The sequence below is a fragment of the Pedobacter sp. PACM 27299 genome, assembly GCF_001412655.1.
Classification (GTDB): Bacteria; Bacteroidota; Bacteroidia; order Sphingobacteriales; family Sphingobacteriaceae; genus Pedobacter.
This window is the reverse complement of record NZ_CP012996.1, coordinates 657535-681487: the sequence shown is the minus strand read 5'-3', so window position 1 is coordinate 681487 and position 23953 is coordinate 657535. Positions and strand designations below refer to the sequence as shown.

The window sequence follows — 23953 nt, the reverse complement described above, 5'->3', positions numbered from 1 at the left end:
GCAGATTAACCCTTTTTTTATAGGTTATCCAGCGATTTAAATACCCATCCAGCCTTTACGTACCGCAACTGCCGTGGCACTGGCATTAGGATCCATTTCCGCTAGTAGTTTTAAGTTTGGATTCGCTTTTAGCGTTACCTTGAAATCTCTTTCCAAGCCATCTCTTGCTATTTTCACTGTAATGACCTCACCTACTTTGCTGTTGGCAATCACCGGCATACGGTCTAAAACCACTGCGCGTACCGGAACACCATTGACGCTGATCAGTTCATCATTTACATTCAGGCCGTCTACCCATGCAGCCGAATTTCTCGATACTGCAGAGATGAAAATTCTTCCTTCAGTTTTCTTTGCTGCTACACCAACATAAGGAATTTGTTTTCCTTCGTTTTCATTTTTGACCTTGATCCCTGCATATCCTAAGTATTTATCATACTCCAATGGATGCGTACCTGTCACATATTTAGCCCAGAAATCAGTAAAATCCTGCCCGCTGATTTTTTCTACCATTGCCTTAAATTCAGCATCAGTATATCCTCTGTTTAATTTTTTCCCTTGCAGGTACATCGCTTTCATCACATCATCCAGACTTTTCTTTCCTTTTGTTGCATTCGCAATTTCGATGTCCATCAATAGACCTACTACTTCACCTTTGCTGTAATAAGAAACACCCGTGTTGTTAGAGTTTTCATTTGGTCTGTATCCTTTGATCCAGGCATCGTAACTAGATTCTGCTGCAGACTGTACTTTAGCACCCGGTGTATTGGATACATTGGCTACTGCGGTTACCAATCCATCTACAAATTCCTGCTGATTTATAAAACCTGCACGCAATACCAGTTTGTTCTCATAGTAAGACGTGAAACCTTCCGATACCCATAAGTTGGTGGTATAATTCTCATTGTCGTAATCAAATGGGCCTAAAGCGATCGGGCGCATTCTTTTCACGTTCCATAAATGATAATATTCATGAGCTACCAGATTCATGAAGCCTAAATAACCTTCTGGTGTATTGTAAGCATCGCGGGAAGCGCCAAGTACCGTAGAGTTTAAATGCTCTAAACCGCCGCCGCCTCTTGAAAAGTTATGCACAATAAAGGTGTAATGTTTGTTCGGGTTTTCGCCATAAATAGCGGTTCCCTGCTCCACAACTTTCGCCATATCTACTTTCAAGCGCTCTTTATCGTAGTTACCACCACCAAACATCGCTACTGTATGTTTTACACCGGAAGCTTCAAATTCGAAGATATCCTGATTCCCCACTTCTATAGGGCTATCGAATAAAATATCAAAATCTGCTGCTGTATAGGTGAAAGCCTTTCCTGGTACCGGCTCTAAACCTGTAGATACCTGTGTCCATCCTTTAAAAGGGATCACTTTTACCGTACTTGGCAGGTTCAGCATTCCATCAGGATACATGAAAATACCAGTGCTCGATAGGAAAGCATGGCGGTCGTCTATGAAAGAAGTACGCACCGAAACTTCAAATGCATACACTCTATATTTAATTTTTACGTTTTTCGCTTTTGCTGAATAGACCCTCCAGGCATTTTTTCTTACTTTCTCAAATTTTGCAGGTTTGCCGTTCGCCGTAGCCGTAAAATCTTCTACACTTTTCTCAAACTCACGAATCAGGTAAGAACCTGGTGCCCATACTGGCATCTTTACATCTACATAGTCTTTTGTTAATCCGGAAATGTTCATTTCCATTTCCACATAGTGGGCTTGTGGCTCTATAAAGCTCACCTCGAAATCTACTTTCACCTGCGATTTTGCGGTCATACCTAATGATAGTAATAATACTAATCCTGTTACTGTTTTTTTCATTGAATTGTTTCCTGCTGATTTTAATATTTCCCAGATCTTTTCATCGGCTCAGTTAAGCGCCTCACCGGTCTTTTCCTTTTGTCACACAATTATTATACGAATTGCCTAAATTACGCTAAACCATCTGCCTTTTCAAGGGTCATACTGTTTCGCAAATTTATGACTTATCCTTTTTTGCTTGCCTTTAAATTGACAATTAAGCTGTAACATCCTTAATACAAGCGATTAGAGGCGGTTTAAATAAATATTTTTGCTTGTTACATTACCCCACACACCACACAAATATGAAACTAAGGTACATTATCTATACCCTCATCGCTCTAGGCATCGCCTATTTAGTTTACTATCGGATTTCAGCGAATAAAAAAATTGCCGGCGACGGCCCCGGAATGTCGAAAGGCAAGGGAGCTCCGGCAAAGGGTTTACAAGTGAATGGAATGGTAGTTTCTACGGGTGATTTTGACAGCAATATAGACATCACCGGAACACTGGAGGCCAATGAAACTGTAGACCTGCGTTCGGAGGTATCAGGATTGGTGACCAAAATTAATTTCAAAGAAGGCTCTAATGTAACCAAAGGCAGTTTGCTGGTAAAAATCAACGACCGCGACATACAGGCACAATTACAGGATGCACTGACCAAACAAAGTTTGAGTGCAACCAATGAAAACCGCTCTAAACAGCTATTGGATAAAGGCGCAATTAGTCAGGAAGAATATGATACCTCGTTGGCCAACCTGCAATCTTTAAAAGCCCAGGTACAGCTGGTGCGTGCGCAGCTGGCAAAAACTGCTATTTATGCCCCATTTAATGGAAAAATAGGCTTGCGCTCTATCTCTGAAGGTGTTTATTTAACTCCTACGATGGTGATCGCCAATTTATCCAGCATCAACCCCTTAAAACTGAGCTTCTCTGTTCCGGAAAAATACATCGGACAGATTAAATCAGGTGCTGACATTTCCTTTACCACTGATGGTTATCCGAAAACATTTACGGGAAGGGTATATGCGATTGAGCCGGGCATCAATACCGCAACCAGAACTTTACAAATAAAAGCATTGGTTCCTAATCCAGATCAGGAACTTCGTCCGGGTTCATTTGCAAAAATTAAACTGGCGCTAAGCACAGCAAAAGATGCGATCCTCATTCCAAATGAAGCCATCATTCCGGTCTTAAAAGGAAAAACAGTCTTCATCAGCAAAAATGGAAAAGCACAGCAGATTCCTGTGGAAGCGGGAACGCGTACTGCGGAAAATATTGTAATTACTTCGGGATTAAAAGTGGGTGATACCGTGCTCACTACTGGTGCAATGGCCTTAAAGCAGGATGCTCCTGTGAAAGTAACTGTGGTTAAAAATTAAGTTTTATTTATGAGTATTTCAACCACCAGTATAAAGAGGCCCGTTCTGGCCATCGTAATGAACCTCATGATCCTCCTTTTTGGGGTGATCGGCTATAATTTTCTGGGTGTCCGGGAATACCCGAACATCGATCCTACCGTAGTTTCGGTAAGAACCTCCTATCCTGGAGCGAATTCAGACATTATTGAGTCACAGATAACAGAACCTCTGGAGAAATCTATCAACGGAATTGATGGGATCAGGAACATTTCTTCTTCCAGTAATCAGGGAAGCAGTAATATTACCATAGAATTTAACCTGAACAAAGACATTGATGACGCGGCGAATGACGTGAGGGATAAAGTTTCTCAGGCAGCAAGAAGTTTACCGAAAGATATTGATGGAAATCCGGTAGTGAGTAAAGCGGATGCCAACTCCGATGCCATCATCACCATGACCATTCAAAGTGATAAAAGGAATGTCATGGAGCTGAGTGATTATGCTGAAAATGTGATTGCAGACCGTCTCCAAACCATTACCGGTGTGAGCAGTGTACAAATTCAGGGACAGCGGAAATATGCGATGCGCATCCGGATTTCTCCGGATAAACTGGCGGCTTATGGTTTAACTACACAGGACATCGTGACTGCCCTGAACAATGAAAACGTAGAGCTGCCTTCCGGAAAAATTACCGGAGCCAATACGGAGTTGATTGTAAAAACATTGGGTAAACTGACCAATGAAGATGAATTTAATAACCTGATCCTGAAAAACGACGGAGATCAGGTGGTGCGTCTGAAGGACATCGGTTATGCCGCTTTAGGCTCAGAGAACGAAGAAACCATTTTAAGGGAATCGGGAAAACCAATGGTTGCCGTGGGCTTGATCCCACAGCCGGGGGCCAATTACCTGGAAATTTCCAAGGAATTCGATAAAAGATTTGAGCAGTTAAAAAAGGACATCCCAGAAGATATTAAACTAAATATCTCTTTAGACAATACGAAGTTCATCAAAATGTCGGTGACCGAAGTTGCAGAAACCATTATGCTGTCCCTGGTACTCGTGATCCTAATCATTTACCTGTTCTTTAGGGATTGGGCTATCGCCATCCGTCCATTAATTGACATTCCTGTATCCTTGGTATTCACCTTCTTTATCATGTACATTTTCGGCTTCTCGATCAACGTATTGTCGCTCCTGGCGATTGTACTGGCTACTGGTCTGGTGGTGGATGACGGGATTGTAGTCACAGAAAATATTTTCAAGAAAGTGGAAGAAGGCTATTCTCCTTTTGAAGCTGCCATTAAAGGTTCCAATGAGATTTTCTTTGCGGTGATTTCGATCTCAGTCACTTTGGCCGCTGTATTCTTACCGGTGATCTTTTTAGAAGGATTTGTGGGCCGGCTCTTTCGGGAGTTCGGGATCGTGATCGGTGCCGCGGTCCTCATCTCGGCATTCGTATCTTTAACGCTAACACCGATGCTGAATGCCTACCTGATGAAATCAACGGGGCATAAAAAATCGAAGTTTTACAACATGACTGAGCCATATTTTGTGAGGCTGAATGAAAGTTATGCGGAAAATCTGAATAAATTCCTGGATAAAAAATGGCTGGCCATTCCGATTATTGTAGTATGTGTGGCTGTTATCGGGCTTTTCTGGCAGCTGTTACCGAAAGAAACCGCCCCTTATGACGATAGGAGTGCCATCAATATGAGGGTCACTACCCCTGAGGGATCTTCTTTTGAATACACGGATCGTTTCATGCTGAAAATCCAGCAGATGATCAGTGATTCTATTCCAGAAACGAAGGTAAATATTACCATCACCTCTCCAGGATTTGGAGGTTCGGGATCTACGAATAGTGGTTTCATCCGGATGGGCTTAAGTGATCCGGGCGACCGTGGCAGGACACAGGATGAAATTGCTGCCAAGCTGACTAAAATTACCAGAGGTTATACGGAAGGGAAAGTTGTCGTTACGCAGCAGCCTACCATTTCTGTGGGCCGTCGTGGGGGATTGCCGGTGAACTATATCATTCAGGCACAAAACTTCGAAAAGCTTCGTGAAAAAATGCCTTTGTTTATGGATGAGGTGGCTAAAGATCCGACTTTTACGACCTCCGATGTAGACCTGAAATTTAATAAACCGGAGATTGATTTGACCATTGACCGGGATAAGGCGAGAAATCTGGGGGTATCCGTTTCCGATATCGGCCTTGCGCTGCAATTGGGATTGAGCGGACAGCGTTTCTCTTATTTCTTCATGAATGGCAAACAATACCAGGTGATCGGGCAGTTTGAGATGAACGACCGTAAAGATCCTTTGGATTTAAGTTCAGTATATGTCAGAAATGACAAGGGCGAGCTGATCCAGATTGATAACCTGGTGACGGCAATTGAAAAAAGCAGTCCGCCGCAACTGTATAGAAATAATCGTTTCATCTCTGCTACTGTTTCCGCAGGTTTAGCTCCAGGTAAAAGTATTGGCGAAGGAATTGCGGCCATGGACCGGATTTCTGAGAAAATTCTGGACGAATCTTTCTCTACAGATCTTGGTGGAGAATCCAGAGATTTCAAGGAAAGTTCTTCCAATACCATGTTTGCCTTTGGCCTGGCGCTATTGCTGGTGTACCTGATTTTATCCGCACAATTTGAAAGCTTTATTGATCCGATCATCATCATCTTAACCGTACCAATGGCCGTTGCCGGTGCATTTTTATCGCTCTGGCTTTTCGGGCAAAGCTGGAATATTTTTAGTCAGATTGGGACGATTATGCTCATCGGTCTGGTGACCAAAAACGGGATCCTGATCGTGGAGTTTGCCAACCAGCTGAAAGAAACCGGTAAAAGCGTGCATGATGCCATCCGGGAAGCTTCTGTTTCCAGGTTAAGGCCAATTTTAATGACCAGTCTGGCGATTGCCATCGGGGCATTGCCAATTGCAATGGCTTTAGGCGCTGCTGCAAAAAGCAGGATGGGGATGGGAATTGTGATCGTTGGAGGAACCATGTTCGCCTTGATCCTGACCTTATTTGTGATCCCGGCTATTTATTCCTACTGGTCAAAAGAACACAAAGCAAATACAGAATTAGAACTTTCGCTGAAAGCCGCATTGGCAGAAGAAGCGTCAGAAAAAAACGATAAGAAATCATGATCCAGTTTCCAAGCTATCAGCTTCTAAAAAGCAAAAACCTCTTGTTCAGCATTGCCCTGTTGCTACTGGGCAGTACTGGTTTTGCACAGCAAAAACTGAGTCTGGAAGAGGCCATCAGCACTGCATTAAAGAACAATTACGACATTAAGCTCGTGAACAATGACATCCGCATTGCGAAAAACAATGTGAATCCTGGAAATGCAGGTATGCTGCCACAGCTGACCGCTGATTATAGTAAGGGTGGCAGCAAACAGAATACGGTGCAAACCGCAGCAACAGGTGTAGAAAAAAAATCGGATGGCGTAAGAAGTACCAACCAGAATTATGGTGCTTCGCTGGGCTGGACAGTTTTTGATGGCTTCCAGATGTTTGCAAACTACGACCGTTTGAAGGAATTACAGAAATTGGGAGAGGTAACTGCAAAAGGCACCATCCTCACTACCGTTGCCGATGTGATCAGTGGTTATTATGCCATTGCCAGACAGCAGCAATTGGTGATGGCAGCGGATACATCATTAGACATTTCTAAGATGCGCTTAACCATTGCACAAAACAAACTGGCCATTGGCAGGGGATCAAAACTGGATGTATTGGCCGCAACCGTGGATTATAATGCAGATACTTCCGCTTATCTGCAGCAGAAGAACCTGCTAAAAAACAGCATGGTGACATTAAACCAGGTGATGGCCCGCGATCTTAACCTGGTTTTTGAAGTAGATGAAAACATCAGGATAGCACAAAACCTGAACTATACGGAACTGGCCGGTTTAACCGAGCAGTTGAGTCCGACATTACAGTCTGCTTTCATCAATAAAAAGATTGCCGAGCTGGCTTTAAAACAGGTAAAAGGACAGCGGTACCCTACGGTTGGTCTGAATAGTGGTTATGAGTTTTCGAATAGCACGAGTCCGACGGGATTTAACCAGAAGTTTCGTGCCCAGGGTTTCACTTATGGTGTAACGGCCAGTCTGAATCTTTTTAATGGCTTTTTACAGCGCCAGAATGAGCGCAATGCGAAAATAGAAATCAATTCCTCGGAGCTGAACCTGGAGAAAACCAGACTGGATTTAAATGCACAGCTGCTCACTGCTTTTCAGAATTACCAGACGAATCTGGACTTACTGAAAGTGGAGCAGCACAATCTGGACATCGCTAAACAAAATCTGGACATTACGCTCGAGAAATACCGACTAGGCAGTATCGCTCCATTGGAGCTCAGAGAGGCACAAAAGAATTCTATAACGGCTATTACCCGTTATTTAGATGCCCAATATCAGGCAAAACTAACAGAAATCAGCTTAAAAGAAATCAGTGGAACGTTAAATATTCAATAAGATTGTTATTTTTAGCGAATGATACTAGTAGCAGACAGCGGTTCTTCTAAAACCGATTGGATGGGATACACCCCGGAAGAAACCATTAGCTTTAGCACCCAAGGAATTAACCCTTATTTTTTGAATGCGCAGGACATATTTAAACTTTTTTCTAAGAAGAAGGAAATTGCCGCTTATGCAGATCAGGTGAAGGAAATTTACTTTTTTGGCGCTGGGTGCTCTTCACCGGATAAGGTGGAAGTGATTTCTAACGGAATTTCTTCTTTTTTTACCCAGGCTTATGTTTCTGTGGAGCATGACCTGATTGGTTCTGCGTATGCGACCTGCGGTGATCAGGAAGGATTGACTTGTATTCTAGGCACTGGTTCTAACATTTCTTATTATGATGGCAAGAATGTACACAGCGGCCATCATGGATTGGGTTATGTACTGGGAGATGAGGGTTCGGGCACGTTTTTCGGCCGCAAGATGATCACTGGATATCTTTATGGTACTATGCCTCCGGAACTTTCCGCAGCTTTCGCGAAAGCCTATCAGATCGACAAAGAGACGGTAGTGACACAATTGTATCAGATGCCCTCTCCAAATACCTATCTGGCTTCAGTAAGCCGTTTCATGGCTGATCATACTGATCATCCTTACATTCAGCACATTCTAAGGGCTGGATTTCAGGAATTTGTAGACAGTAACATCAAAGAGTATAACAATTATAAAACGCTGAATTGCCATTTTGTAGGCTCCATTGCCTTTTACTACCAGGACATCCTGAGAGAAATCTGTACTAAGAACCATATCCACGTAGGAAAGATCTACCAGAAACCAATTACCGGAATTTACAATTACATCCTGAGAAAAGAAGGCATTACTGTTTAAGAGATTCCAATTCTTTTGTTCATTTCCAGTCTGACCATCAAGGCAATTTTCTCCAGCTTTTTACGGTCTTCTTCTCCGAATACACGAGGCTTTTTATCTACGATACAAACTGCCCCCACTCTAAACCCTTCGTTGGTAGTGATGGCCGCAGCGGCATAAAAGCGCAGGCCGGATTCTCCTAAATACAGTGGATTAGACACCAATGCTGGATTTTGAATTAAATCTTCATATACGGTAACACTCTCATTTAGAATGGCCAGCGAGCAGAGGCTCGATCCTCGCTCTATTTCTTTGCCGGCTTGTCCATGCTGATCGGCCTTTGTCCAGACTACATCCTTATCTACGAAATTGATCATCGCAATAGGTGTATTCATCATCGTTGCAGTAATCGCAGCCAGCTGATCAAAATAAGGTTCAGTTTTCGTATAAAGTATCTTGTATTTTTTTAAATTTTCCAGTCTTGCCTCTTCATTCGATGAAACTAAGACCCCCCCCAAGTTATTTTCCAATTTTTTAAGATCTAGTTACCTACCGTTTAACAATTACCATACCCCATGATATGGCGTATCTCTATGGTATACAGGAAGAAAATCATATTACAAATTAATCACACCCTATAGCATCTTTTTGCAATAACCAGGCCAGATGCGGGTAAGCTGCCCATTACTCGTATAATGAAAAGCTCAAAAACAGATCATAAGCCCCCAGCAAACTCCGGGAGATTATTACTCAGTTTGATGATTTAATAGCCTATTTAACTACGCTATTGCAATTAAATATTTATTATCCTATTTTAAATAGAGGTGCCCTCACACCAATCCAGCTATCACACTGAATATCAATCAAAAGTAATTAAATTCCGGGGGGTTCTTAAAAAAAATAATTGTAATTATTAGCGTTCCACTTTTTCAGCGTTGCTAAATTCCCAGATGTTTTTAGCAGATTTCAGATATTCCACCTTATAGCTCTCATCCGGAGGTAAAGTAAAGTGAAAGATCAGGGTAGTTTCATTAGGATCATTGGGTACGAAGCCAGGCATGAGTGTGTCTGCGACCATTTGAATATGACTTTCTGAGTGTTTCATTCACAAATCTAAGTATAGAAATCAGGATAGTATTCATTATCAGTAAAATTTATCTTGTAATTGAGGAGCATTTAGCAATGAGTTACCATGAAATCAAAGTAAAACCCCCGATTGATATATCCGCTTTAAAACGGGTTTTACCAATCGGGGGTTAAACCGGGAATCTATGTTTATCTTATTACTCTTTGTTTTTAATGGCTTTAAATTCCGTACGTCTGTTGAGTGCTCTTCCGGCAGGATTATCTTTTCCATTTTTCAGGAAATTCGGCGCAACTGGCATGGTCGACCCATAACCTTTGCTGACCATACGGCTTGCGGGAATTCCTCTGCTGACCAGGTAATCGACACATGATTTAGCCCTTCTATTGCTGAGGTCAAGGTTATAAACCTGGGAGCCTATTGTATCGGTATGGGCACTCAATTCGATTGCTACTAATGGATTATCCATCATCACATTGTATACGATTTCCAGTTCTGCTTTGGAGGCCTCCGTCAGCTCGGCTTTATTAAATTCATACAGCACATTCTTTAAACGAATCGGTACATCATTCGGGATCAGACAAATTTCCTCAGTAATCAATGTGTCTTTTTGGGCAAGCTGATCATAGTTATAATGCAGCTTCTTAGTGAAATATTTTGTTTTTTCTGCGGTAATCTGCAGCTGGCGATTGGTATTCAGTTTAAAATTGTATTTGCCATCCGAACCAGTGGTAAACTTAAATTCCTGCAGGGAATCTGATACCGTTACGATGACATTTTCCAATGGTTTTTTTGTTTCGCAATCGATGATCTGGCCTCTTACATTCAGGAATTCACGTTTCAGGTAAAAGAGCTCCAGGCAGCACAAAGACTCCCTATCGGAACTGATGTAACCTTCCACATCATCACCATCTACAGGCGTAAAGTAAAGATCATCTTTGGAAGAGTTGAAAGGATAGCCGAGGTTACGCGGATCCGACCAGCTGTCGAAATCACCTTCACTTTCATAAAAATCGAAGCCACCCAATCCTACTTTTCCATTACTGCTATAGAGTAATTTCTTCGTTCTCACATTGTAGTAGGGTGCTTCTTCATCACCGGCAGTGTTGATGGTATTCCCCATATTAACGGCCTGACCAAGGGATCCGTCCGGACGAATCGCACAATACCATAAATCATATTTTCCTATTCCACCAGGGCGATCTGAAGAAAAGATCAGGTATTTTCCATTTCTGCTTACGAAGGGCTGCATGGAATTGAAGCCATTGATATTTACATTTCCACCCAGTTCAACCGGCTCAGACCATGCTGAACTTTCTGTAGAGGAATTACGTGTACTCTGGTAAATTTTTCTGTTGTCTTTGGCAGTCCACACAGTCATGAACATTGTTCTCCCATTTGGGAGAAAGGCTGGTGCCGCCACATCTTTTCCTTTCAGGGTACTTGGAATTTTGCTGATCGTGATCTTTTCATTCAATGGGTTGCCAGCAGTTTCATAAATCGCATTGATGTAAGGGCTTTCTTTCCTGGTCACCTTTGCATTGCTTTTATCATCTGAAAGGATGATACTTTTGCTTTTAGTATCTGTAGGTCTGGAGGAAGTAAAATATAAAATACTGCCTCTCATTAAAGGGGCATAATTTGACCCTTTCTGGTTGATCTCGTTGTTCAATCTGCTGAGGCTGTACAGTCTTGGATGGCTAACTTCAAAAAGGGCAAACTGGCAGGAAGCGATCCCTATTTTCGCACGTTCCTGATATTCATCCTGCTTTTTATATTTATTTTGAAAAGTCTGGAAAGCGGTAATGGCCTGATCATAATTCTGGTTGGCTCTTAAGGTAACGCCATACCAGAAGTTCGCAAGATTGAATTTAGGGTTATTGAAGCCTACGGCAATTTCATACCACTTTTCGGCATCTCTAAAGTTCTTGTACTGTCTCAAAGATTCCGCCAATTGATAGACACAGTATTCATAATCTTCTTTTTTCGGGTTGTCTGGCTGAAGCTTGCTGACAAAGCCATAAGGAACGACAAAGCCAGCGGAATCGGAAGAGATCTGCAGTGCTTTTTTATAATATTCGGCAGCAGCATAATATTCTTTATTCTGATAATATACATCTGCAACCCTTTTACTATTGGTTACAAACTGAGCAGAAGCCATACTGGCCAGCAACATAAAAACGAGTAATATTCTAAGTTTCATGATAGGTAGGGTTATAATCTTGGGCAAAAGAAGTTAGGGCCAATAATTCCTTTTCTTCTGGTAAAGGAGACAGACAATTCCAATCCACCCTGGCTTCGGGTGGCCTTGTTTAGGCTTGAAGTATTGAAATCATAACTTAATCCAAATACCATATTTTTAATGTTCAGTCCGAAGAAGGCAATTGCTGCATCATCTACCCTGTAGTTTGTACCAAACATCAGGTCGGCTTCTGTATTTAACATAACCTTGGCATAGGCACCGAAGGAAGTTTCTCTGGCATTCCCTTGTCTCATGTACAAAGCATTGGGTGTAATGTCTAACATATCGGTTACCCTTACCCTTGCTCCGCCATGCGCGGCATAACGGATGGGCATTTTGACATCTGCGCCTAAAAACTTATCGTTAGGTCGGAGGATGTGTGCTGCTGTGGCACCACCAAATACGTTGACCGTCTGGTCTGGATTTCCATCGAAATACATCAACCCTACATTCACATCGGGAACGAGTGAATTGGTGGCCGAGTAGTTTTCATTGATACCAAAGTTGGGATCGTAACCGGTAACGGGGTTAAACTGACTTCCCAGCGTGATTTTGGAGGCATCAAAACTTTTGTTGAGAATCCCTGCCTGCACTCCGAAGTTGATCATATTCAATCCGGTTTGTCCGAAGTGAATCCGATAAGCGGCAGACACCAGGGCGTTCAGGTAGTTGTAGCCGATATCACCGGCACTCTGATTTAAAACCATGGCTCCGAACGCTAGATTTTTAACGGGGGCCATATCAAATGACGCGCCCCCGGTTAAAAACGAATTAGAAATCGTCCCCCACTGTTGCTTTGCGTTGATAGATACTCTATAATCTCCATCAGTTACCCCCGTTAGGGCTGGGTTTAGCCATAAGGGGTTGGCATAATACTGTGAGAAGTGTGGGTCTATCTGTGCGATAACCCTTTCTGTTCCCAAACTTAAAAACGCGCTTACTATAATAATTCTAATTAGGTTCTTCATTACAAATGTGTTTTTAATTATCTCAATAGGGTTATTGTTCCTTTTTTAGTTGTTTTAGTACCGTCATTCAACTCGGCTTCAAACTGGTAGACATATACTCCATTCGGCTGTAACTGGCCTTTGTAAGTACCATCCCATCCATTCTGAATGTTGTTGGACTCGAAAAGGAACTGACCCCATTGGTTGTACACGCGCAGTTTCATTTTAGCAATTGTATTTCCGTAGACAAACAGTATATCATTTTTACCGTCGTTATTTGGTGTGAATGTATTTGGTATAAACACCTGGTTGCCGATTGGATTTTCTGCTTTTCCACTTAGAGCAGCGGCATCACTTAGCTGACAAGCCAGCTGTCCTGTTGCTCTTACTCTGATCGTTACTTGCTGATCTGGTTTCAAGCCTTCGATGGTGTGTGTGGTTCCGGGTGTTCCTGAACTTGGTGACTGCCAGGTATTGCCATTATCAACAGACACTTCATAAGCTCTTGCCCCTGTTACTGCGGCCCATCCGAAGGTCACGCTTGTTGCTGTAGCCGACTGAACTACGACTACCGGAGCGGTCAATTTAGGCAGGATGGTCACCACTATCGCGGTACGGCTGCTGCTGATACATCCGGTAATTGTATTTTTACTGCCTACATAGTAAGTAGTGGTGGCTGCCAGGGCTGGTGTAGTAAAGCTATTGCCTTCTGCCAGAGGAGCACCGCCAACTTCTGCACTAAACCATTGGTAAGTCAGGCTTGGATCAGGATTGTTCACTGTCAGTACACTTGTATTTCCGCTGCAGAATGGATCGGTATTGCCCGAAACTGATACTGGTGCGGCTGGTAATGCAGTTGCCGATACGACTACTGCCGTTCTGCTGGCACTGGTACAAGTAGCTGTTGCGGCTTCTGCATAGAAAGTAGTGGTACTTAAGACTGGTCCGGTGTTAAAGTTAACACCCGTTCCCAGGATTGACCCACCAGCTGCAGTGTTGTACCAATTGTAGGTAACTCCATTTACCGGATTCGCTATCGTTAATACTGTGGAAGTACCTGAACATGCATTTACTGCGGCCGATACTACAGAAGGCACAGTCGGTTTCACATTGACATTTACGGTTACTTTAACTCTTCCGCTTACCAGACCGCAACCGGAAGTATTGGTGGCCAGCAGGTAGAAATCTTTAGTCATTAATAGTGAACCTGTTGAGAAAGTGGAACCGCTGCCTAGTAAAGTACCTCCAGATGCAGCATCATACCATTCGTAAGTCGTGCCTGATCTTGGCGTTTGTACACTTAAGGTAGTTCCATCGCCTGCACACACACCGCCTCCTGCAGCATTTACAATCACCGGTACTTCTGGCAATGCGTTTACGGTTACTGTAACCATCTTAGCGGTACCAGGAAGGTTTTCACATTTATTGGCCCCTTTTACGGTCACATAATAAGTAGTGCTGGCGGTAAACACCTTTTCTAATTCTGGGCCTGTAAAGACCGCGTTTGTTAAATTGATATCGGTATACCAGGTAAATACCGGGCTACTTACCGTGGTACTCGATGCATTTAATTTCACCGATGTCCCTTCACAAACAGCGGTCTCTGCACCTGAAACGATAAGGTCTGCAGCTGTCGCTGGTGGGTTTACAACCAGCGTTACAATTCTGGCATTGCCCATGGTATTCTGACATTTGTTGGTACCTGCTACCGTTACATAATAAGTGGTAGTGGTGTTTACTACAGGTTCGAATACCGGACCTGTTGAAGCTATAATTGTCAGTTCAGGGTTGCTATACCAGGTAAATATCGGACTGTCCACATTGTCGCTGCCCGCTGTTAATAATGCTTTGGTGCCCACACAGAATGGTGCGCTGTTACCTGCAATATTGATGTCGGTTGCTGTGGCTGGCGGATTCACCACTACGGTGATTACCTTCGCAGTTCCTCTAACATTTTCACATCTATTGGCACCGCTTACAGTGACATAATACGTAGTAGTGGCATTCAATACTGGTTCAAACACCGGACCGCTGAAAGCAACATCCGTCAGGTCTACATCGTTGTACCAGGTAAACACCGGAGTGTTCACAGTAGTGCTGCTCGCCTTTAAGGTTGCTTTAGATCCTTTACAGTAATTGTTATTGTTCCCATCCAGCATGATATCTCCTGCTGTTGCAGGTGTATTCATGGTAATGGTGACTACTTTTGCATTTCCAACATTGTTTGGACATTTATTCGTTCCGCTAACCACTACATAATAAGTAGTGTTTGCGGTTACTATTGGCTCGTATAATGAACCTCTGAATACCTCTTGCGTTAAACCTTCATTGGCATACCAAATGTAAGTCGGATTATCAATACCAACGCTGCTCGCTCTTAAGCTTGCTTTTGTACCTGCACAGAAAGCGGCATCTGCACCGGTTACGGTGATGTCGTTTGCAATTGCAGGAGTATTGACAGTGATTGCGACTGCTTTACCTGTTCCAGGAAGGTTTGGACATTTATTGTCGCCGCTCACACTCACATAGAAAGTAGTGCTTACGGTAACTATTGGCTCATATACTGGTCCTCTGAAAACCTCAGTCGTCAAGTTTTCATCACTATACCATACAAATGTAGCGTTGCTGATGGTGCTTGCTGCTTTTAAACTGGCTTTCGCTCCTGCGCAGAATGAAGCTTCATTTCCGGTTACGGTAATGTCATTTGCAGTTGCAGGTATATTCACTACAATGCTAACTACTTTCGCACTTGCCGCGTTACCCAAACACAGGTTATCTCCAAACACCGTTACAAAGAAAGTCGTGCTGGCAGTAATGGTAGGTTCGTAAACTGCATTGCTGGATACCAATTGTGTCAATGCCGCATCAGTATACCAGGCGAATTTAGGATTGATTACCGCTGCACCGGTGCTTGCCGTTAGTGTTGCTTTTGTCGTGCCACAGAAAGGAAGGTCAGCACCTGTTACAGTAATGTCTGCTGGTGTAGCTAAAGGATTCACCGTAATGGTGATTTTTGTTCTCGCCAATGTGCTCACACATGAATTGCCATTGACTGCTTCTACGAAGAAATCATGAGCACCCAAAGTCAGGTTTGCAGCAGTAGTGTAGGTACTGGTATTTGAAGCCAGTACATTTCCACCTGTTAAAGCATCATACCAGTTGTAAGTCACACCTGCTACTCCAGTTACGGCCAGGACAGCTGGTTGATTTGGACAAGTAGTTAATGGATTTCCTGCCACTGCTACCGGTGCATCTGGTGCAGCCAGTATCGTCACCGTTACTTTAGTTTTTGCACTTTCACAATTGTTGCGTGTAGCAGTTACATAATAATCGTAGCTACCTAGGGCAAGGTTATTTGCGGTCGTATAAGTAGGACCTGTTGCAGCGGCTGTTGCTGCTGTTCCGATATACCATTTATAAGTATAACCAGCATTAGGGTTCAGCACGCTCAGCACAGCACCGGTTCCCACACAAGCGGAAGCTGTTGTGCTTGATACTTTTGGTGCAATTTGTACGCGCTGTACATAGTTCAGATCGACAGTACTTAGCACTGATGCCAGTCCTGATCTCAACCTCAATTCTACTGCATCAAATTGTTTTGCAGGTACGAAAGAAAGGATTCCTTCGCTATTATTCGTTAACAGATCAAGTTTAACTAAAGGATTACTTACCGTAATTATGTCGCCATTACTTACTAAGTTGTTATAAGTTGTCAATTCAATAGAAGACAGCAAGCCTACATCCAGTAGTTTACCTGGGACAGTCACACGTACACGAACGGTATCTCCGATATTCGACAGGCTAGTGAATCCAACTGTCTGATAAACTGAGGCACCTAGAACGCCTACTGGCATCACTAGTGAAGAAGCGGTAGTTGCGGAATTGTCAACTGCTTTTTCTGGATTAAACAGACCTGCTAATACACCCACACCGTCTACACCTCCAGCTACTTGAACGGAAGCATATTCGCAAGGTGCATCTACTGGCAGGCCAGCAGGAAGTACGGTAACTGTAGCTGTAGATCTGGTAGGAGAAACACATCCGCCTGGGATTTCTGCAGTCACATAATAGGTAGTCACGAGGTTACCCGGACCAGGATTTACTACTCCTGGAACCTGTAATACTGCACCAGTAAAGAATGGAACTGGTTCCACATTTGAAGTGTACCATTTAAATACTGCACCGGCAGTACTTGACGTTGCTGTCAATATTGCAGGAGCACCAGAGCTTACCGTTACTGATGCTGGCAGCAATACTGGATTACTTAAGTTACCTACAGTAATCGAAGCTGTTGCTTTAGCGGCAGAACTGATTCCGCAAGAGCTGATGAAAGCTTCTACTGAATAGGAGGTATTGGCAGTTACATTCTGAATGGTAAATGTAGTCCCATCTTTGCCTGCCTGAAGTATATTATTGCTGTCGTACCATCTGTAAGTTACGCCAAGCATTGGGTCTTTTACAGTAAGTACCACATCACTTCCTGAACAGGTTTCAACATTGGCATTCACCAAGGTTGGCACATCAGGAATTGGCGTTACCGTTACGGAAACTTTTGTTTTATAGCTGGCGCAGGTTCCCGCATTCGCCGACACGTAGAAAATCGTGTTTGCGGTTACTGTTGGGCTAAACGTTGGTCCTGTCGAAAGTACCGTTGCACCTGTGGCATCATACCAGGTATAGATCAGGCCTGGATTTGGATTCAGTACTGTTAAAGTAACCGCCTGATTGGCACATGCGGTTGGATTGGCAACCGTCAATGTTGGCGCCAGCATCACTCTCTGTGCATAGTTTAAGTTCACACTTGACAATACACCCGCGAGACCAGAATTCAAGCGAACTTCTACCTGATCAAAAGGTACTTTTGGCACAAAAGTCAGCAAGGCCTGTGTATTGTTGCTCAATAGCTGCAGGTTCACCAGTTGATTATTGATTTGAACTCCATCGTTATTACTGTTGGCTCCGTTATAGGTTCCAATCTGAATATTTGACAATAAACCAAGTGATAATAATTTACCTGGTGTATTTAATAGAACCTTAACAGTATCGCCTACAGTGGAGATGCTGCCAAAATTAAGGCGCTGATAAACTGAAGCTCCCAATGCTCCTACTGGCATCAATAATGAGGATCCGGTTTGGGTATCATTATCAAATGCAAGTTCAGGGTTAAACACTCCTGAAAGTAAGGCTACTCCGTCTACACCATGTGTTTCCGAAACTGCAGCCTGACAAGGCACTGGATTTGGGTTACCTCCATTGTTTACAGTGATAGTGACCTGAACACGGCTTGAAGAAAGACAACCGGTCAGGTTTGATTTTGCCTCTACAAAATAAGTGGTATTCACCAATAGTGGCGGCGTTACAAAAGTAGAGCCAGTATACACTGGAGTTGTTGAAGCCGCGTCTGTAAACCAGTTATAGGTCACATCCGCTGCGACTGGACTGATGTTTAAAATCACTGTTTGTCCGGCATTCACCGTAGTTGCAGAAGCAGTCACCTGTGGTAATGCTACTATTGGGTTCACCGTTACCGGTACCGCAGTACGGGTAGACACGCCGCATCCCGGACTGGCAGCTTCTACATAATAAGTAGTATTGGCTAATAAAGCAGGTGTTACAAATGTTGCACCTGTGAATACAGCAGTACCTCCTGCTGCCAAAGTGTACCAGTTGTAATTTAATCCTGGTGTTGCATTATTTACGGTCAGGCTCGCAGTACTACCATAGCATACTGCTGATACGCTGGCCAATACTGGTGCTGAGGGTGCGGGTGTAATGGTTACTGTAACCGGTATACGCTCCGTATTGGCACAATTATTTTTACTTACTTCTACATAATAGGTAGTGGTTGCATTTAAAACCGGAGTAGTAAAGCTAGGCCCTGTTGCCAATACCGTACCGCTGTTTGCGGTAGCATACCATTTTAAGGTAGTCCCTCCATTTGCTGTTGCAGTTAAAGTAGTGGTATTTCCTGCACAGGTCGTCTGACCTGTACTTGCTACTGTTGGGTTTGGATAGATCACGGTGGCACCATACACATTAAGCGTACTTAATGCAGAAACCAATGCGCCGAAACGAATCTCTACCCTATCATAAACACCAGTGGCTGCAAATGTAGCGGTCAGCCTTGATGGGCTTAACAGAGAAAGGTGGATGAGCGTAGAATTTAAAGGATAGCTTTTCACTGATGTAGTGCCGTTGAAAACGGTCACAGTTGCGCCACTCAGCACACTTAAATCAGCTAGTCCTACAGGGAAGCCAAGATCCAGACGGATACTGTCGGTTGCCACTCCAGGATTCGCAAAGATTAAGCGCTGATAACCAGTTGCACCAACACCAACCGTTAAACGAATAGACGTGAATGTGGCTGGGTCTGCATCTGTGGAAGCACCCGCGTCTGTAATACCACACAATAAACAAACCCCATCAATTGCAGTTTGCTGACCTGTTGCCGCGTTACAATTGGTGTTAGTTGGCAGGCCGGTTACGGTAACAGTTACCGGAACTCTGGTGGCGCTTACGCAACCAGCAGTATTTTGAGTTTCAATATAATAAGTGGTGGTGGTATTTAATATTGGTGTAGTAAAGCTATTTCCTGTGGCTAATGCCACACCGCCAGTTGAATTGCTGAACCAGCTGATGGTATTTCCTGCATCTGCAGTGGCTTGTAAGGTAGCTGTTTGTCCGGCACTGATGATTTGGTTTCCAGTCACTACAGCTAAAGTTGCTGCAGGTCTTACTGTTACGGCAACTGGGATGCGGTTACTTACTGCTGTACCAGAAACTGCTTCTACATAATAAGTAGTGTTGGCAGTTAATGCTGGTGTCGTAAAGGAATTGCCGGTAAAGATCGAGGTGCTTCCTGTTGCGGCGTACCAGTTATAGGTTACGCCTGAAAGTACATTCGTGACGCTAAGTGTAGCCGTTGATCCAGCGCAGGTGCTGGCAGCTGCTACTGTAGGATCTCCTACTTTTACTTTAATCACAAAATCTGTAGTGGTGCTATTATTGGCTGCATCTTTTGCAGTGATCTGGAAAGTAAATGTTCCGCCAATTGCTGGTGTTCCCGACAACGTGTTTGTTGCTGGATCGAAACTCAATCCCGTTGGCACATTTGCCGAGGTATAAGTATAAGGTCCTGTTCCGCCAGTTACTGAAGGCAGCACTACTGGTGGATAAGCTGTGCCTACTGTACCATCAGCCAAAGCTGCAGATGGCAGAGATAAAGCACCGATAATTCTTAAAGCATAAGTATTGCTTGCCGTAGCTCCCGTCTGATCTTTTACCGTTACAATGACGCTGTAAGCACCGGATTGTGCAGGTGTTCCTGAGATTACCCTTGTGATGGGATCGAAAGTCAGGTTTAATGGCAGGTTAGCGATAGTATAAGTATAAGGTGATGTTCCACCAATCGCAGAAGGAATAGTTTGAGGTGTATAAGCTATCCCTACATTACCATCAGCCAAAGTAGCTGGGGGAAGTACCAATGCAGGGCCGATAGTTAGCGGATAATTATTACTTACCGTTTTTCCTTCGAGATCGGTCGCTGTAACCTGCACGGTATAAGTACCTGCAGTTGCTGGGATTCCGGAAATTTCACGGGTACTGGTATTAAATGTTAATCCTGGAGGCGTTCCTGTAGCCGCATAAGTATAAGGTGAAGTTCCGCCGATAGCAGCCGGAATGGTTTGCGCTGGATAATTGACACCTACTGTACCATTGGCTAATGTTGCTGGAGGCAATACCAACAGGTCTTTCACGATCAGGGTATAGTTCTGGCTGATGCTATTTCCATTGGCATCCGTGGCCGTCACTTTTACCGTATAAGTACCGGCAAGTGTTGGGGTACCTGAAATGCCAGGGTTGGTATTGTCATTATTGAAAGTTACTCCCGGAGGCGTGCCAGTGACTACATAAGTATATGGACCTGTTCCACCAGTGACTACTGGCAGCGGTTGGTTTGGATAAATTACGCTGACCACTCCATTAGGTAGTGTTGCTGCTGGCAAAGCTAATGCCGGAGTTAGTTTGAAGGTATAAGCTGCAGTTGCCACACATCCTTTGCTATCTTTCGCGATCACAGAGAAAGCAAAATCAGCTGGAGCGGTGGATGCAGATGGTATTCCTGAAATCACACCTGTGCTGGACAAGCTCAATCCAGTAGGCAGCGTACTACCAGAAGCCAGCGTATAAGTAAAGGCTGGTGTTCCACCAGTGGCCGCATTTAGCTGCTTAGTATAAGAAGAACCTATGGTTGCATTGTTTAAGGTCGTCGCTGCAAATACGATTGCCGGATTCACCGTTACAACAACCGCTACACGGTCTGTGTTGACACAGCCGCCTCTGGCTACTTCCACATAATAAGTAGTGGTAGCAGTTAAATTTGTCGGCGAATAAGTATTTCCAGTAGCCAGTGCTGTTCCTCCTGTTGCGTTTGCATACCAGCTCAGTGTAGTACCAGCTACAGCTGTGGCGGTTAAGTTTGTTCCTGTTCCTGAACAAACTGTTGTTCCGGCACTGATCACTGGATTCGGATAGATCACTTCTGCACCGTACACATTCAGTGTAGTAAGTGCTTGTACCACTCCGGAAAGCCTCAGTTCTACTCTATCATAAACTCCTCCTGCAGGTACGGTTACTTTAACGGTCTGACCATCCTGTAATAATTGCAAGTGTACCAATCCAGAGTTAATCTGATAAGGACTGACCACAGTATTGCCATTCATGACATTTATAGTAATTCCCCCAAGTAGGGAAACATCTGCCAGTCCGCCTGGAACTGCCAATGTTAAGCGGATGCTATCCGTAGCAATACCCGCAGCAGGGAAAATCAGTCGCTGATAAGCTGCAGCAAGCAAACTAACCGGCGCATGTATCGAGCTAAAATTGGTTGGGATATTGTCAACTGCAAACGTTGGATCCACGATTGCACATCCAACACAAAGTAATCCTTCCACGCCATTCGTTTGCGCATTTGCTGTTTTACAATTCAATCCTGTGCCTACCGGGGCAATAGTGACCGATATGGCGACACGATTTACACTTGGGCAGCCACCGTCACTGATCGTTCCGGCATAGTAAGTGGTTGGCGTAGTTAGTGCCGGAGTTGTGAAGGTATTTCCTGTTGCGATAGCCGCGCCACCTGATGAGGCAGTGTACCAGCTTATCGTACTACCTGCGGTAGTTGGAATCGCGTTTAAGGTTGCTGTTTGCCCGCTGCTGATGATCACATTGTTGGTGATCACCTGTGCATCTGCAGGAATTGCATTTACCGTAAGGGTAACTGGCGTTCGGCTTGGACTTAAACAGCTGCCGTTTGCTCCTTCCACGTAGAAAGTAGCATTAGCCAACAAAGGACCGGTGGTGTAAGTGCTGCCGGAAAATACCGGAACTCCACCTGTATTACCAGTATACCAGTTGTAAACCACACCAGCTTCAGCATTAGTTACCGTAAAAATTCCAGGTGATCCGGAACATATTGGGTTTGCGGTTACTATTGGTAAAACCGGAATCGCTGTTAGGGTAACCGTTGCACTATCCAAGTCTGACTCTGCCGTACATCCTGTTTTTAGCGCAGACACGTAGTATGTGTAAGTTCCAGGGTTAGTTAGTTGTTCTGTAAAAGTTCCATTTGTGCTCGTTCCACGCGAGACTTTCGAAGATCCGCTTTTACGATACCAGGTATAAGTGGTACCACTTGCTGGGGAAGTAATACCTAGATTCACTGTATTTCCGCAGACCCCCGCTAAGGCGCCATTAGTTACACCAGCTAGAGATGGCTTTGGCACCGTTACTTCTACTTCATGTATATTCAGTCCGCCGCCTACAATGTTTGATCCAAGCGCAACTACGTTGCTCATAATCACCTGGATGCGGTCAAAGGATCCACCAGGAGTAAAATAAACGGGAATAGGTTTTGTGTTTGCAAAAAGTCCTAATAAGTCCAGTCCTCCAAGAAGAGAGCTGGCAGCAACTTGAGATCCAACTGGCGTATTTCCATTATAGGCCTGGAATTGGATCCCATTGAATAAATTTACGGTCAATAAGCTTGGTGGAACAGAGAGCCAGATTTTAGCTACTGCATTTGCATCAGAAGATTGATTAAAGTATATGGATTGGGCTGTTGTTGATCCAACACCAACTAAACCTGCTTTAAGTATAGAAAAAGTATTGATGTTATTATCTGCAGCAAGTGCAGGGTTGGTTATTAATGAAGATAAGGTTACATTTACTCCTGTTGATTCGCCAGTACTTGCCAGCACCGCTGTTGAACAATTTCCTCCAGCAGCGGGTGAAATTGTAAAGGCATCATACACCTTCATACTCAGTGTTGAGGCTACTGAAAGGCTGAGTAATTTTGACTTCAGGCTCAATTTGATGCGTATCGAATTGTATGCTGAAGAGGAAGTTACTGCGAAATAAGTAAAACCATTAGCATCCTGAACTACTCCAGCCTGAAGATTAGCATCCGTTACAAGCGTTCCAATCGAGCCAGCATTGGCATCTTTATAAGCTTCAAATTTCACCAGGTTATTTTTAATCAAACCTGTCAAATTCCCTACAATCTGCAGTAAATCAAGATGAACCCCCTTAGTAATGGTAGGTGCGTCAAAACGGATATAAGTTGTTTTTCCTGCTCCTACCGGCTGCGGGAATTTCAATTGCAACCAGGATTCTCCATTAGAACCCAACACGCCCAAGATAGAGATAAAATTCGCATTCATCGTTGCGGATGTCCCGGTTCCTCCTGTTGCTGCATTTCCAGGGTCATCGACGGAGCCTCCTGTTGCATCAACTACAGCAGGCCCCTCACCTGTTAAAATTACGGGATAGGTAAACGCACCAGTCGAAGGAGTTACCGTTGCATAATTTTTTACCTGTGCATACGTTTTAAAATTATTTAGCGTTAGAAAGATACAACCTATAAGAATAAATTTTATTACCTTTAAGTTTCTAAGCTTTCCCGAATGGGTAGATGTAGATTTCATAGGAGCGGAATTGGGACGATTAAATTTTACTTTAGTGCAATTTTAATCATACGCACGCTCGTTAGATCTGTTCGAATTGTTCATTTAAGTAAAACAAAATGATTTTCTTATTCATTTTGTTCATTTTGCTGTGGACAATTTTTCTCAACCTGTACAAAAACAGGTATAAAAACCTAATCAGCAGAT

General features: G+C 43.7%; 10 protein-coding genes. 4 read left to right on the top strand and 6 right to left on the bottom strand.

Annotated features, from left to right (window positions below; all coding sequences use genetic code 11):
* Positions 1 to 36 precede the first annotated feature (36 nt).
* Positions 37 to 1827, bottom strand: a complete 1791-nt coding sequence (locus AQ505_RS02825) for a M61 family metallopeptidase (protein ID WP_062546782.1) — start codon at positions 1825 to 1827, stop codon at positions 37 to 39.
* 284 nt (positions 1828 to 2111) lie between these two features.
* On the opposite strand from AQ505_RS02825, the gene AQ505_RS02820 reads away from it, so the two are divergent.
* Genes AQ505_RS02820 through AQ505_RS02805 form a run of 4 tightly spaced genes read left to right on the top strand, consistent with a single transcriptional unit; the run spans position 2112 to position 8530 of the window.
* On the top strand, positions 2112 to 3188 hold the full coding sequence (locus AQ505_RS02820) for an efflux RND transporter periplasmic adaptor subunit (protein WP_062546781.1): 1077 nt from the start codon (positions 2112 to 2114) through the stop codon (positions 3186 to 3188).
* 9 nt (positions 3189 to 3197) lie between these two features.
* The gene (locus AQ505_RS02815; protein ID WP_062546780.1) at positions 3198 to 6323 is read left to right on the top strand and encodes an efflux RND transporter permease subunit; all 3126 of its coding nucleotides are present in this window, start codon (positions 3198 to 3200) and stop codon (positions 6321 to 6323) included.
* Entirely contained in the window at positions 6320 to 7657 is a 1338-nt protein-coding gene (locus AQ505_RS02810; protein ID WP_062546779.1) for a TolC family protein, read from the top strand. Before AQ505_RS02815 ends, AQ505_RS02810 begins: the two co-directional genes overlap by 4 nt.
* A gap of 18 nt (positions 7658 to 7675) precedes the next feature.
* A complete protein-coding gene (locus AQ505_RS02805) occupies positions 7676 to 8530 on the top strand; it encodes a hypothetical protein (protein ID WP_062546778.1) in 855 nt (284 codons plus the stop codon).
* Here AQ505_RS02805 and AQ505_RS02800 read toward each other — a convergent pair.
* The 5 genes from AQ505_RS02800 to AQ505_RS02780 form a co-directional block, all read right to left on the bottom strand.
* Positions 8527 to 9039 (bottom strand): GAF domain-containing protein, encoded by a 513-nt coding sequence (locus tag AQ505_RS02800; protein WP_062546777.1) that lies wholly within the window; start codon positions 9037 to 9039, stop codon positions 8527 to 8529. The two genes, AQ505_RS02805 and AQ505_RS02800, sit on opposite strands and share 4 nt — an antisense overlap.
* A gap of 383 nt (positions 9040 to 9422) precedes the next feature.
* The gene (locus tag AQ505_RS02795) at positions 9423 to 9614 is read right to left on the bottom strand and encodes a hypothetical protein (RefSeq protein ID WP_062546776.1); all 192 of its coding nucleotides are present in this window, start codon (positions 9612 to 9614) and stop codon (positions 9423 to 9425) included.
* Positions 9615 to 9792: 178 nt separating this feature from the next.
* On the bottom strand, positions 9793 to 11796 hold the full coding sequence (locus tag AQ505_RS02790) for an OmpA family protein (RefSeq protein ID WP_062546775.1): 2004 nt from the start codon (positions 11794 to 11796) through the stop codon (positions 9793 to 9795).
* An 11-nt stretch (positions 11797 to 11807) separates the two neighbouring features.
* Positions 11808 to 12803 (bottom strand): PorP/SprF family type IX secretion system membrane protein, encoded by a 996-nt coding sequence (locus tag AQ505_RS02785; protein ID WP_062546774.1) that lies wholly within the window; start codon positions 12801 to 12803, stop codon positions 11808 to 11810.
* 17 nt (positions 12804 to 12820) lie between these two features.
* Positions 12821 to 23767 (bottom strand): Ig-like domain-containing protein, encoded by a 10947-nt coding sequence (locus AQ505_RS02780; RefSeq protein WP_062546773.1) that lies wholly within the window; start codon positions 23765 to 23767, stop codon positions 12821 to 12823.
* Positions 23768 to 23953 lie beyond the last annotated feature (186 nt).